We start from the raw sequence: 13056 nt of genomic DNA, 5'->3' as shown, positions 1-13056 counted from the left end.
CCGGAATCAGGTCTTGAAGGCCGACGTCACAAGGTGCCGGATCGACCGGAGGGGCCCCAGGAGAAGCGGGCCCCTTCGGCGGGTCAGGGGCGAGGGTCAGAAGCGGCGCGTGATCAGCGCGCGCTTGACTTCCTGGATCGCCTTGGTGACCTCGATGCCGCGCGGGCAGGCGTCCGTGCAGTTGAACGTCGTGCGGCAGCGCCACACACCGTCCTTGTCGTTGAGGATCTCCAGGCGCTGCTCGCCCGCCTCGTCACGCGAGTCGAAGATGAAGCGGTGGGCGTTCACGATGGCGGCCGGACCGAAGTACTGGCCGTCGTTCCAGAACACCGGGCAGGACGACGTGCACGCCGCGCACAGGATGCACTTCGTGGTGTCGTCGAACCGCTCGCGGTCCTCGGCCGACTGCAGACGCTCGCGCGTCGGCTCGTTGGTCTCCTTCGTGATGAGGAAGGGCATCACGTCGCGGTACGCCTGGAAGAACGGGTCCATGTCGACCACGAGGTCCTTCAGCACCGTCAGGCCCTTGATGGCCTCGACCGTGATCGGCTTCTCGGGGTTCAGGTCCTTGATCAGCGTCTTGCAGGCGAGGCGGTTCTTGCCGTTGATGCGCATGGCGTCCGAGCCGCAGATGCCGTGCGCGCAGGACCGGCGGAACGTGAGCGTGCCGTCCTGGTCCCACTTGATCTTGTGCAGCGCGTCGAGGACACGCTCCTTGGGGTCGATCTCCAGCTGGAAGTCTTCCCAGACCGACTCGGCCGAGATCTCCGGGTTGAACCGGCGGACGCGGAACGTGGCGGTGATGTACGGGGAGTCGGCGAAACCGGGCTCGGGTGCGCCGGCCGCGTCCGCCTTGTCCAGGGTGGGAGTAGCCATCAGTACTTACGCTCCATCGGCTGGTAGCGGGTCTGGACGACCGGCTTGTAGTCGAGACGGATGGACTCGGTGCCGTCGTCGCCGACCTCGCGGTACGCCATGGTGTGGCGCATGAAGTTGACGTCGTCGCGGTTCGGGTAGTCCTCGCGGTAGTGACCGCCGCGGGACTCCTTGCGGGCGAGCGCGGAGACGGCCATGACCTCGGCCAGGTCGAGCAGGTTGCCCAGCTCGATGGCTTCGAGGAGGTCCGTGTTGAACCGTCGGCCCTTGTCCTGGATCGAGACGTTCAGGTAGCGCTCACGCAGCTCCGCGATCTTCTCGACCGCCGTCTTGATCGTCTGCTCGGTGCGGAACACCATCACGTTGGCGTCCATGCACTCCTGCAGCTCCAGGCGGATCGCGGCGACCCGCTCGGTGCCCGTGGAGTTGCGCAGGCGCTCGACCTGGGTCACGACCTGAGCGGCCGGGTCCTCGGGCAGCTCGATGTGGGCGTCGACCTTCGCGGAGTACTCCGCGGCGGCGACACCGGCCCGCTTGCCGAACACGTTGATGTCCAGCAGCGAGTTCGTGCCGAGACGGTTGGCGCCGTGCACGGACACACAGGCGACCTCACCGGCGGCGTACAGGCCCGGAACCACCGTGGTGTTGTCCGAGAGGACCTCACCCTGGACGTTCGTCGGGATGCCGCCCATGGCGTAGTGCGCGGTGGGCTGGATCGGGATCGGGTCCGTGTAGGGCTCGATGCCGAGGTAGGTGCGCGCGAACTCCGTGATGTCGGGCAGTTTGGCGTCCAGCTGCTCCGGCGGGAGGTGCGTGAGGTCGAGGTAGACGTGGTCGCCCTCGGGACCGCAGCCGCGGCCCTCACGGATCTCCGTGTAGATGGAGCGGGACACGACGTCACGGGACGCGAGGTCCTTCATGACCGGCGCGTACTTCTCCATGAAGCGCTCGCCGTCCTTGTTGCGGAGGATGCCGCCCTCACCGCGGGCGCCCTCCGTCAGCAGGATGCCCATGCGCCAGATGCCGGTCGGGTGGAACTGGAAGAACTCCATGTCCTCCAGCGGCAGCCCGCGACGGTAGACCGCCGCCTGGCCGTCACCCGTCAGGGTGTGCGCGTTGGAGGTCACCTTGAAGAACTTGCCGGTGCCGCCGGACGCGTAGATCACGGCCTTCGCCTGGAAGACGTGGATCTCGCCGGTCGCGAGCTCGTAGGCGACGACGCCCGCCGAGTGCTTGACCCCGTCGATCTCGACGATCAGCTGGTCGAGGACGTAGAACTCGTTGAAGAACTCCACGCCCTCTTTGACGCAGTTCTGGTAGAGCGTCTGGAGGATCATGTGACCGGTGCGGTCCGCGGCGTAGCAGGACCGGCGGACCGGGGCCTCGCCGTGGTTGCGGGAGTGACCGCCGAAGCGGCGCTGGTCGATCGTCCCCTCGGGCGTCCGGTTGAACGGCAGGCCCATCTTCTCCAGGTCGAGGACGGAGTCGATGGCCTCCTTCGCCAGGATCTCGGCGGCGTCCTGGTCGACCAGGTAGTCACCGCCCTTGATCGTGTCGAAGGTGTGCCACTCCCAGTTGTCCTCTTCCACGTTGGCGAGCGCGGCGGCCATACCGCCCTGCGCGGCGCCCGTGTGGGAGCGGGTCGGGTAGAGCTTCGTCAGCACGGCGGTGCGGCTGCGCTTCGTCGACTCGATGGCGGCGCGCATGCCGGCGCCGCCGGCGCCGACGATGACGGTGTCGTACTTGTGGATCTTCATGAGTGGTTGCCTCAGCCCCGTGCCTAGCGGATGTTCGGGTCGAAGGTGAAGATCACCAGCGTGCCCAGCAGAATCGTGAACACCGTGGCGGTGTACAGCAGGCCCTTCAGCCACAGGCGCGTGCCCGCGCGTTCCGCGTAGTCGTTGATGACGGTACGCAGGCCGTTGGAGCCGTGCAGCATGGCGAGCCACAGCATCGCGAGGTCCCAGGCCTGCCACCAGGGGCTCGCCCAGCGGCCGGCCACGAAGGCGAAGCCGATCTTGGAGACGCCGCCGTCGAGGACGAGCTGGATCAGCAGGTGGCCGAGGACCAGGACGACCAGGACGATGCCGGACAGGCGCATGAAGAGCCAGCCGTACATCTCGAAGTTGCCGCGGGTCGACTTCGGGGTCTTCTTGGTGCGCTTGCGCGGGGCCTCGATGAACGGGGCCGGGTTGTCGACGCTGTAGGCCGAGAAATCTCCGGCACCTTCTACGGGGCCGATACCGGAAGCGGCGGTGTCAGTAGTGGACATCTGCGTCAGCTCCCGAATACTTCGCGGAATGCGTGACCGAGGACGGGGTAAAGAGCCCCGAACATCAGCACGACCCAGATACCGACGACGGACCAGAGCATCTGCTTCTGATAGCGCGGGCCCTTGGACCAGAAATCGACGGCGATGACACGCAGGCCGTTGAGCGCGTGGAAGAGAATGGCGGCCACGAGGCCGTACTCCAGCAGCGCGACGATCGGCGTCTTGTACGTGGACACGACCTTGTCGTAGTCCTCGGGGGAGACACGGACGAGAGCGGTGTCCAGCACGTGTACGAACAGGAAGAAGAAGATGAGGACGCCGGTGACTCGATGAGCCACCCAGGACCACATTCCTTCCCGGCCGCGGTACAGCGTTCCAGCCGGCACGGAAGAACCCTCCGGGAGCGGGGATTGGGGCCGCGCCGGCTTCTCTGTCGGTCGGGCCCGGCCGGGTACGGTCCACCGGCCCCGGCCATCGTAGCGACGTGTTGTCGGAACGCTTACAGCGGCCCTATCAATGTGATCAAACTGGCAATCAATCAGGCACGTTCGGGCTATTACGGGCGCCGGATGTCGGCGGATCGCGGCTCGTGGGCGAACTGAAGGACGAGGCGGGTCAGCCGGCCGCGGGCCAGTCTGCGCAGCTCGTCGGCGGTGATGACCCGTTCCTCCTCGGGATCGTTCGCCAGGCGCGACCGGATTCCGACGAGTACTTGGTCGAGAGCTTCCCCCGGGGTGAATCCGTCCAGACAGATGACGAATACATGTCCGAATTTGCTCTCGTATGCGGCGTGCGCGGCGCTCAGCGCGGTGTGGGCGACGGAGTACGCGCCCTCCGGGAGCAGCGTGAGCGATTCGCCGGCGAGGGCTTCGGCCAGGTCGGCCGGGGTCAGGTCGTACGCCGCCTCGTCGGCCGCGGCCAGCAGGGCGCCGAGGTCGGGGTAGGGGCGGTGGTCGGCGAGACGGTGGACCCAGCGCAGGCTGCGGCAGCAGGTGAGCAGGGCGCGGGTGACCTCATCGGCGGGTGCGGAGTTGAACCCGTCGAGGCGGGCCGGGGACGGCGCCGCGCTCTTCTGCTCGGGGAGGGCGACCTGGCCGGGGAGGCGTGGGAGACGGTGAGACGTCAGCGTGGGTCCTCGGCGGTGGGGTGAGACGCGCGACGTCCCGTGAGCGTGACGTGCGTGCGATACGTGTGTTTCGGCAGGGGGAGAAGTGAAAGGTGTGCCGCTCACGCTATCGAGGAGTGTCGGGACCTGTCCGACGGATGCCCGGATTTCACCCGCACGAGAGAGTTTCGGAGCGTGTGGTGGACGGCCCCGGTGACGGCCGGGGCAGAGTTCGCGGTGGCGCGGAGGAGCGGCGCCGAGGGGTGGAGTGGAGAGGTGGACACCTCGATGGAGGAGTACACCTGAATGGAGGGACGGGCCGGAACGGGCCCGGAAGCGACATGGCGCGGCGGAACCGGCGGGCCGAACGGTGGAGGGCCCCGGGCGGCGACATGGGCGTGGCGGAACCGGTCAGGGCGAAATGCGGTGGCGAAATGAGCGGGGTGAAGTGAGCGGAGTTGAAGTGAGCGCGGTGTAGTGATCAGGGTGGGGTGAGCAGGGTGAAGCGGTCGTGGTGAAGTGGGCGCGGCGAAGTGAGCGCGGTGAAATGAGGGTGGCGGAGTGAGTGGTGGCAGGCGGCGGGCGCCGCGGCGGCGGACAGGGCCCAACCGGCAGGCCGGGCTTGTCGCGGGCGGTCTGGCGGTCGCCGGTGTCGTCGCGGTGGCTGTGGCGGTCTGGCCCGGCGGAGACGGGCAGCCGGCCGGGGCGCGAGTGCCGTCCGCCGACCGGTCGCAGGCCGTGTCCGCGGGCCTGTCGCCCGCGGCCAGTCCCTTGCCGACCCGGAACTACCCCCTCTCCAAGGCCCCTCGCACGATCCCGGCCGTACGGCAGCACATCGCGGCCCACGGCCCCGGCTGGCGCCCGGCCGCCGGTGCCCGCGTGGTCGTGGACAACAACGGCCTCGCCGACGAGGGCAAGCTGCTCGCCGGCGAGCTCAAGCTGACGTACGCGGGGCGGACGGGCGCCAAGGCGGGCGATGTCGAGCTGGGCCTCGACAAGGGGACCGCGGGCCCGGAGTCGTACAGCCTCACCGTCAAGAACAGCCGGGTCAAGATCACCGGGCCCGCCGAGGCCGGTGTCTTCTACGGCACGCGCACCCTCAAGCAGGAGGTGCACGGCGGCGGTACCGCGCCGGAGGGTGTCGTACGCGACCGGCCCGCGAAGCCGTTCCGCGGGTTCATGCTCGACATCGCGCGCAAGCACTTCACGGCGGCCTGGATCGAGGACCGGGTGCGGGAGCTCGGGGACCTGAAGTACAACCAGCTCGGCCTGCACTTCTCCGACGACCAGGGCTTCCGCATCCAGTCCGACAGGCACCCCGAGATCGTGTCGAAGCAGCATCTGACGAAGGCGGAGGTGCGCCGGATCCTCGCCCTCGCGGCGAGCCGGCACATCACCGTCGTGCCCGAGATCGACTCGCCGGGCCACCTCGGCGCGGTCATCGCGGCGCATCCCGATCTCCAGCTGCGCAATGTGTCGGGGGTTCCCGTCCGCGGCGCCGTCGACATCTCCAAGCCCGCGGCGGGCGCCTTCGTCGACGATCTGCTCAACGAGTACGCGGTCCTCTTCCCCGGCGCCTACTGGCACCTCGGCGGCGACGAGTACCAGGCACTGACGGTGGCGAACCCGGCGGCGTCCTTCCCGCAGCTGGCCACCGCGGCCAGGAACAAGTACGGAGCGGGCGCGACGGTCTCCGACCTCACGACCGGCTGGCTGAACGACCGCGCCAAGCTGATCCACGGGCACGGCCGGACGGCGCGGGCCTGGAACGACGGCTTCTTCCGCGGGAGCACCGTCCAGGCGGACGGCGGTCTCCAGGTGGCGTACTGGACCGGCAAGGAGATCGGCGCCCGGCAGCCGGTCGAATATCTGAGCGCCGGCCGCAAGGTCATCAACTACAACGACGAGTTCCTCTACTACGTCCTCGGCGAGCCCCAGACCTTCGTCTACCCGACCGGGCAGCGCATCTACCAGCAGTGGACCCCCCTCGTCCTGCGCGGCACGACGCCGGTCCCCGCGAAGTACGACCCCCAGATCCTCGGCGGGTCCTTCGCCGTGTGGTGCGACCTCGCGGGCTCGCAGACCCAGGACCAGGTCGCGGCGGGCATCCGCATGCCGCTGCGCGCCCTGACCCAGAAACTGTGGGACCCGCGCACGCCGGCCCTGTCCTGGACGCAGTTCAAGGCGCTGGCGAACCAGCTGGGCTGAGGCGGTACGGGGCGCGGCAGGAACGGGCTGGACACGGCGACGCTTGGAACCTTACTTTCCGCTTACTTGTTCGTATGCCGGGCGCGACCTCTGGGGAGGGGTGCGCCCGGCTTCCTGTGCGTCACCACGCGGTGACGCACACCTGGGGGTTCTCATGACCATGCCACCATCGCCGCAGCGGCCCACGTCGGAGGGGCCCGCCCCGGCGCAGCCCATGGCGGAAGGGCCCGTGTCGCCGCAGCCCGCTGCGCAGGGGATCGCCTTCACGGCCCCCTTGGCGCCGCTGCCGCCGCTCCCGTCGCCGCACGGCCCCGCCTCGCTGCGCTCGCCCGTCGTCCTCGGAAAGGTCGCCGCCGCACTGCTCGGCCTGGTGATCGCAGTGGACCTCTTCGCGATCTGGGCGGACTACACGCTGGAGACCGCGCTGGGAGTCCTCGTGGACGGCGGGTCCGGTGACAACGTCTGGCGACGGGCCGAGCACGCGGAATCGCTCAACGCCGCCGTCGGGTACGCGCAGTCGGCCGCGCTCGTGTTGGCCGCCGTCGTCTTCCTGAACTGGTTCCTGCGGGTGCGCGTCAACGCCGAGGTCTTCAGTCCGTTCGGGCACGAGAAATCCCGCGCCTGGGTGGGCTGGGGCTGGTTCGTCCCGGTGGTGAACCTGTGGTTCCCGCGTCGGGTCATGGCGGACATCTGGGACGCGAGCCGCCCCGCGGGTGCCCGGAGAGGGCACGGGCTCGTCAACGCCTGGTGGACCTTCTGGATCATCGGGCTGCTGTTCGGCCGGGCCTCCTTCGGCACGTACGGCAAGGCCGAAACCACCGTGGAGCTCCAGGCCGCCGCCGGCGAGGCCATGATCGCGGACGCCCTCGACATCGTGGCCGCCGTGTTCGCGATCCTCGTCGTGCTGAAGCTGACGCGGATGCAGGACCGCAAGGCGCACGAGGGCCCGGTCGCGTCCGGCATCTGACGCGCACCGATTCGTCCGTTTCGCGGCCCGACCTCCCACCTGAGGAGTCGTCGGGCCGCTCCTCGGCGTGTCGGGTGCCGAGTCAGAGCAATTGGCCGAAAACCTGTTCATCCGGCTCCCCGGCGGGCAAGGTGGGGTCGCACTGTGACACTCCTGGTCCGTTGCACGCAGTAAGGGGAAGTGCGGGCTCCGTAAGGCAAGGGCGCCCTGTCGAGGCATTTCGAGGGAGTCGTGATGAGTCTGGTGGAACTGATCGCTCAGGCCGACGAGCGAGGTCTGGCGGCGAGCGGTCTGGCTTGTTTGGATCGGTGTGTACCGCTGCTGGGCGGTGACGACGATGTCCTGCGACCCCTGTGGGCGAGCCTGGCGGAGACGGACCCCTGGGCCGAGTGGGGAACGCGCCTCGACGAGGCGCGCGCCAAGCTGGACGCGGAGGACCCCGAGCCCGCCGTGACCGACGAGGACCACGCCGCCGTGCTCGCCCGCGGCATGCTCGACGCCGTCCCCGCGAAGCCCTCCGAGGATGAGCTGCGTGCCTGGTCGGACGCCTGCTCGGTGGCGGCACTGCAGGTGCACCGGTTCCTCGACCACGCCGACGACGCGGAGGCGTGCGTGACGGCACGCCGTGAGGGGCGCACGGAGGGCATGTCCCCGCTCGTCGCCGCCGAACTGCGCCGCCAGGTCGCCATCCTGGAACTGCTCGCCGAGCACGGCAAGGGTGGGCTGCGGCTCGCACTGGACGCGTCGACGGAGGGGCGGCGCGTGCTGAAGGCGGTGGTGTCACGCAGGGCGCGCGGGCGGGTGTAGCCCCGGGACACGGGTGCGCCGGAGGCGGTAGGGCTCCGGCGCACCCCAAACCTTGTTCCTGAGGGGCTTCTGTGACGGTCCTGGGGTGGAGGTGGCGGTCCTGGGCCGGTGTCGCGAACCCTCGCCCGGACGGGTGACGAATTCGGCCGCCGTCGCGCTCTATCGAGTGTGAACGCAACTCAAGCTACCCGGCCCTCAGCTGCGACAAAGCCCGTTCGCTGGGCGGCCGACACGGTCGCGACCATGCGCGAGGGCGCCCGGCTGCACCTCGACTACTCGGTGCAGAGCCTGTGGCGCGTCGACCGTGTGATCGACGAGATACGCCGGGACGGTGCCCCGTACGCCGCCGTCGAGAGCGTGCTGCGCGGTTTCGGGGCGTACGCCGGTGAGGTCGTCGCCCGTCAGGCCGGTGCCGAATGGTGGGAGACCGGGGGCGAACACTGGCTGCGCACCCCGGACGGACGACTCTGGGACCCGATCGAGGAGGCCCGCCGCTGCTACGCCGGCGACGGCTCCCTGCGCCTGCTGTGCCGTGAGGCCACCCGGTAGGGCCGCTTTCCGTGGCCGGGCGGCCTGTCTGACGCACTGTGACATTTCCGTGGGGTCCGACGCTGATGACCATGGGGGTGTCGACGCGGCCGGCCGCGTCGACAGGGCACATTCGGGCGAACTCGGTGCGAACGAGGACAGTGTTGGGCCAGGGAGGGGAACCCCGCCGCGTGCAGCCGTACGACACGGAACTGGGCGTGGCCGTGGCGCGGGCGCAAGAAGGGGACGAGGTCGCGTTCGCGGCCGCGTACCGGATCGTGCAGCCCGGACTGCTCGGCTATCTGCGGGGCATCGTCGGCGACGACGCCGAGGACGTGGCGTCCGACGCCTGGCTGGAGATCGCCCGGGACCTGGGACGGTTCCGGGGAGACGGCGCGGGGTTTCGCGGCTGGACCGCGACCATCGCCCGGCACCGGGCACTGGACCATCTGCGGCGGCTGAGGGTACGGCCCCGGGGAACGAGCATCGAACAGGATGTGCTGGACCTGCCCGGCAGGCACAGCACGCACGACGAGGCGCTGGAGACCCTGTCCACCGAGTACGCCCTGGAGCTGGTCGCGGGACTGCCGCGCGACCAGGCCGAGGCCGTGCTCCTGCGGGTGGTCGTCGGCCTCGACGGACCGGCCGCGGCGCGTGTCCTCGGCAAACGCCCCGGCGCGGTGCGCACCTCCGCCCACCGCGGTCTGAAGCGGCTCGCGCGCCAGCTCGGCGTCACGGGTGTGACGGACGAGGACTCCCGGACGCTGGGGGAGTCGGGATGAGCGGTACGTACGGAACGGCATCGTCGTACGGAACGGCATCGTCGTACGGCGCGGAGCGCGGAGTGGAGTCCTGGTACGGCGGGGAGTTGTCGGGCGGAGCGGCAGGCGGAGATGGAACCGGACGTGACACCGGACGGGGAACCGGACATGGGTGAACGGCACGGTGACGGCGGGGCTCCCGACCGTCGCGTCGCGCATCCGGCGAACCCCGGGGGCGAACAGGCCGCCCTGGAGACGCTCCTCGCCGCGGCGATCCGCGGTCGGGCGCACGACACCGAGGCGCGTACGCAGGCCGTGGCCGCCTTCCGGGTCGCGCGGGACGGCGGCGCGCACGCCGCTCGCACCCGGCGGAGGGACGACTGGCGCCCCAACGGGCAGCGGCGGCCGAGCCGTTCCATGACGGCCGCGTTCGCCGCGCTGCTGGCCGGTCTGACGCTGGGCGGCGTCGCCGTCGCGGCCATCGGGTCGTCCTCGCACGAAGACGGCGGCCACCGGGACAGAGCCACGGCCCGGCCGTCGAACAGCGCCCCGGACCGGCTCTCCGAGGAGGCCGCGCCGCCCGTCGGCCCCGGGGCTCCGGGCATTTCCAGCCCGAGCGGTTCCGCGGAGACCGACTCCCCGGACCGTCCGCCGCGGGCCCGGGACACCGAGGCCCACTGTCGTGCGTACGCGTCGGTCGGGGGCCGGGGCAACGCCCTGAACTCGAAGGCCTGGCAACGGCTCGTCGCGGCCGCGGGCGGCGAGGACAAGGTCGAGGCGTACTGCGCCGAGCAACTGGCCGAGCGCACCGGTGCCAAGGAGACGAAGGGGACCGGGAACACGGGGAAGCCCGGCAATCCGGGGAACACGGACGGGACGCCGGTTCCGGGGGCCTCCGCCGCCACACCGAAGCCGACGAAATCCAAGAACGAGCGGTAGGCGGGCAGCGGCAGCCGGACCGGGACCGGCAGGTCACCGGGCCGGGTCGCGTGCCCCGACGGCGACAGTGCACGCGTCCGTGCCGACGTGACGGCCTTCGTGCCTGGTCTCTCCCGAGGGCCTGCGGGCCGGTGTCCGGGAGCTCGGCCCGTCGGGCTGGTGAGGCTCACTTGGGGTGCCTGGCCGGTTGGGCGCGCGTTGGTCGCGGACGCCGTGCATCACCCCAGGCCGGAGCGGAAAACCGTGGCAACGGCCGGGGCCGCCACCCCCCACAGGAGAGGCCCCGACCGTCGCGCGGCACGGGCCGCGCGGCGACCCGTACTCTCTACAGCGCCGGGACTGCGTTTTGTGTCACACCTCGCACCGTCACCCTGTAGTTGCGCGTTGTACGAACATGGACGGGGAGCTGTTTCAGGCCGTAACGTGCCTTTCGCGCCGGTGCGGAGAAACGGACGACCGCAACCACGAGGAACCTGAGACCACGACTGCGTGGAATCCGGGACCACGACCACGTGGGGCCTGAGACCAGAACCGCGTGGGACCTGAGACCAGAACCACGCGGACCTGAGACCACAACCGTCCATCGAGGATTCACGACGGCGAGAACCCGGTCCGCGAGAGCGGCGCCGGTTGAGGCGTAAAGAGGGGCGCGGGGGTGCTGGGGGACGACGCGGAGCTGACCGCCGCGGTACTTGCTGCACAGGACGGGGACGAGACCGCGTTCCGGACTGTGTACCGAGCGGTGCACCCACGCCTGCTCGGATACGTACGGACGCTGGTGGGCGAGGCGGACGCGGAGGACGTCACGTCCGAGGCCTGGCTCCAGATCGCCCGTGACCTGGAGCGGTTCAGCGGGGACGCCGACCGCTTCCGCGGCTGGGCGGCGAGGATCGCCCGCAACCGCGCCCTGGACCACATACGGATGCGTGGCCGCCGACCCGCCATCGGCGGCGACGAGACCGAGCTGACCGGCAAGGCCGCCGAGTCCGACACCGCGATCGAGGCGATCGAGGCGCTGACCACCGACAGCACCCTCTCGCTCATCGCCCAGCTCCCCCAGGACCAGGCGGAGGCCGTCGTCCTGCGCGTCGTGGTCGGTCTCGACGCCAAGACGGCCGCCGAGACCCTCGGCAAGCGTCCCGGAGCCGTGCGCACGGCGGCGCACCGCGGCCTGAAACGGCTCGCGGAGCTGCTCGGCACCGATCCGGAATCCGTCGGCGCGCTCGACGCCGTTCCCCCGCAACGAGGTTCGCGCATCCGCGCGGTGACGTCCGCCGGTGTGACGCATACGCGTTCGCGGGCGCAGAAGGACATGTGATGGCCGACGAGCAGTACAGGTGGCTGGACCGCGACGCCGCGGAGCGTCTGCTCCGCGGAGAGCCGCTCGAAGCCGTCGACGCCGGCACCCGCGAGCAGGCGGACCGCCTTGCCGAGGCCCTCGACACACTGGCCGCCGAACCCAAGCTGAGCAGTGACGAACTCCCGGGCGAGGCCGCCGCGTTGGCCGCGTTCCGCAAGGCGCGCGCGGGCGGGGACGGCGCCGCGGCGCAGCTCGACCACGGTGGTCGCGCGCGGTCCGGCGCGCATGCCGCGGACGCCGGTCTCGTACGCATCGGGCGCCCCGGCGCGCACGGACGCCGGACGCGTTGGGGACGGCCCACCCGCTTCGGGCTCGCCGCGGTGCTGGCCGTCGGGATGGTCGGCGGGGTCGCCGTCGCGGCCGGAACCGGAGTGCTGCCGACTCCGTTCACCCGTGAACACCCGGGCCCGGCGGCCACGGCCACGGCGGTACGGACTCCGGACCGGCCGCTCGTGTCCGCCTCGCCGTCACCCGAAGTCTCCGGCGGCATCGGCTCCATGGTGCCGGTGCCTGACGGTCCGTCGGGCGGTCCCTCCGGCGACGCCTCCTCGCCCGCCGATTCCGGCACCGACTACGCGAGCGGTCTGCCCCGCCCGGACTCCACCGGGAGCGCCGACCGCACCCGCGAGTGGTGGGCCCGTACGCGTTCGTACTGCCGCGATGTCCTCGACGGCAAGGATCTCGACGCGGACCGCAGGCGCGCCCTGGAGCATGTGGCGGGTGGCGGCCGCCGGGTGAAGCTGTACTGCTCGGGCGTCCTCGGCCGCGGGCTGGGCAGCGGATCGGACGACGGCACGGGCAACGGAGCGGGCGACGGCGGCGAGCAGGGGTCGGGGCAGGGCTCCGACCAGGGCGGTCAGGGGGACCAGGGCGGCGACCGGGGCGGCGATGACGGCGACGGCCACCACATAGGGCCGCGCGACAACGACCCCCGGAGCAACGGTGGTATCAGCACCCCGTCCGCCCTCTACCCGGGGCCGGCCGCGTTCCGGCCGGCCGTGCCGACGAGGTCCCCACTGCCGAGCCCGACGCCGAGCCCGACGCCCAGCCCGTTCGACACCGCCATCTCGTGAACCGCCGTTCTCCCGGGCGCTGATCGTGCGTGCCGTCGGCTTCCGGACCGGCGTGCTGTCGTGCCGTCAGCTCTCCGACCAGCGCACTCTTGTGACGGTCGCCCTCGCGCAGAGCGTGCTGCCGGGCTGGGCCACCCGGTCGTGCCGCACGGGTGGCCCA

At 70.9% G+C, this 13056-nt stretch carries 13 protein-coding genes; 8 read left to right on the top strand and 5 right to left on the bottom strand.

Annotated elements, in window-relative coordinates:
• Positions 1-96: 96 nt before the first annotated feature.
• From ACFYR3_RS09265 to ACFYR3_RS09245, 5 genes are all read right to left on the bottom strand, one after another.
• The gene (locus ACFYR3_RS09265; protein WP_261705969.1) at positions 97-876 is read right to left on the bottom strand and encodes a succinate dehydrogenase iron-sulfur subunit; all 780 of its coding nucleotides are present in this window, start codon (positions 874-876) and stop codon (positions 97-99) included.
• A complete protein-coding gene (gene sdhA / locus ACFYR3_RS09260) occupies positions 876-2633 on the bottom strand; it encodes a succinate dehydrogenase flavoprotein subunit (protein WP_355844296.1) in 1758 nt (585 codons plus the stop codon). The genes ACFYR3_RS09265 and sdhA overlap by 1 nt, the downstream gene beginning before the upstream one ends.
• Positions 2634-2656: 23 nt before the next feature.
• Positions 2657-3148, bottom strand: a complete 492-nt coding sequence (locus ACFYR3_RS09255) for a succinate dehydrogenase hydrophobic membrane anchor subunit (RefSeq protein ID WP_261705971.1) — start codon at positions 3146-3148, stop codon at positions 2657-2659.
• A 5-nt stretch (positions 3149-3153) separates the two neighbouring features.
• Entirely contained in the window at positions 3154-3534 is a 381-nt protein-coding gene (sdhC, locus tag ACFYR3_RS09250; RefSeq protein ID WP_266761980.1) for a succinate dehydrogenase, cytochrome b556 subunit, read from the bottom strand.
• A gap of 170 nt (positions 3535-3704) precedes the next feature.
• A complete protein-coding gene (locus ACFYR3_RS09245; protein ID WP_355844346.1) occupies positions 3705-4274 on the bottom strand; it encodes a 2-oxo-4-hydroxy-4-carboxy-5-ureidoimidazoline decarboxylase in 570 nt (189 codons plus the stop codon).
• 540 nt (positions 4275-4814) lie between these two features.
• Between ACFYR3_RS09245 and ACFYR3_RS09240 the strand changes: the two genes are divergently transcribed.
• From ACFYR3_RS09240 to ACFYR3_RS09205, 8 genes are all read left to right on the top strand, one after another.
• Entirely contained in the window at positions 4815-6461 is a 1647-nt protein-coding gene (locus ACFYR3_RS09240) for a glycoside hydrolase family 20 protein (protein WP_355844299.1), read from the top strand.
• A gap of 229 nt (positions 6462-6690) precedes the next feature.
• Positions 6691-7428: a DUF4328 domain-containing protein gene (locus tag ACFYR3_RS09235; protein WP_389282224.1), complete on the top strand. Its 738-nt coding sequence runs from the start codon at positions 6691-6693 to the stop codon at positions 7426-7428.
• Positions 7429-7662: 234 nt separating this feature from the next.
• The gene (locus ACFYR3_RS09230) at positions 7663-8235 is read left to right on the top strand and encodes a hypothetical protein (protein WP_355844305.1); all 573 of its coding nucleotides are present in this window, start codon (positions 7663-7665) and stop codon (positions 8233-8235) included.
• A 168-nt stretch (positions 8236-8403) separates the two neighbouring features.
• Complete coding sequence (locus tag ACFYR3_RS09225; RefSeq protein ID WP_355844308.1) at positions 8404-8784, top strand: hypothetical protein; 381 nt, start codon at positions 8404-8406, stop codon at positions 8782-8784.
• Between the two features lie 143 nt (positions 8785-8927).
• Positions 8928-9545 (top strand): RNA polymerase sigma factor, encoded by a 618-nt coding sequence (locus tag ACFYR3_RS09220; RefSeq protein ID WP_355851711.1) that lies wholly within the window; start codon positions 8928-8930, stop codon positions 9543-9545.
• 147 nt (positions 9546-9692) lie between these two features.
• The gene (locus tag ACFYR3_RS09215; RefSeq protein ID WP_355851714.1) at positions 9693-10463 is read left to right on the top strand and encodes a hypothetical protein; all 771 of its coding nucleotides are present in this window, start codon (positions 9693-9695) and stop codon (positions 10461-10463) included.
• Positions 10464-11118: 655 nt separating this feature from the next.
• Entirely contained in the window at positions 11119-11781 is a 663-nt protein-coding gene (locus ACFYR3_RS09210) for an RNA polymerase sigma factor (RefSeq protein WP_355851717.1), read from the top strand.
• Positions 11781-12896, top strand: a complete 1116-nt coding sequence (locus ACFYR3_RS09205) for a hypothetical protein (protein ID WP_389282221.1) — start codon at positions 11781-11783, stop codon at positions 12894-12896. The genes ACFYR3_RS09210 and ACFYR3_RS09205 overlap by 1 nt, the downstream gene beginning before the upstream one ends.
• Positions 12897-13056: the final 160 nt, after the last annotated feature.

The organism is Streptomyces sp. NPDC005784, from assembly GCF_042871525.1.
Taxonomy (GTDB): domain Bacteria; phylum Actinomycetota; class Actinomycetes; order Streptomycetales; family Streptomycetaceae; genus Streptomyces.
This window is presented reverse-complemented; position numbering and strand designations above follow the sequence as displayed.

What these genes read in the sequence shown, in the direction of transcription:
- ACFYR3_RS09255 (WP_261705971.1), bottom strand. Translation starts at nt 3,148, where the DNA reads ATGTCCACTACTGACACCGCCGCTTCCGGTATCGGCCCCGTAGAAGGT.
- ACFYR3_RS09230 (WP_355844305.1), top strand. Translation starts at nt 7,663, where the DNA reads ATGAGTCTGGTGGAACTGATCGCTCAGGCCGACGAGCGAGGTCTGGCG.
- ACFYR3_RS09215 (WP_355851714.1), top strand. Translation starts at nt 9,693, where the DNA reads ATGGGTGAACGGCACGGTGACGGCGGGGCTCCCGACCGTCGCGTCGCG.
- ACFYR3_RS09205 (WP_389282221.1), top strand. Translation starts at nt 11,781, where the DNA reads ATGGCCGACGAGCAGTACAGGTGGCTGGACCGCGACGCCGCGGAGCGT.
- ACFYR3_RS09265 (WP_261705969.1), bottom strand. Translation starts at nt 876, where the DNA reads ATGGCTACTCCCACCCTGGACAAGGCGGACGCGGCCGGCGCACCCGAG.
- sdhA (WP_355844296.1), bottom strand. Translation starts at nt 2,633, where the DNA reads ATGAAGATCCACAAGTACGACACCGTCATCGTCGGCGCCGGCGGCGCC.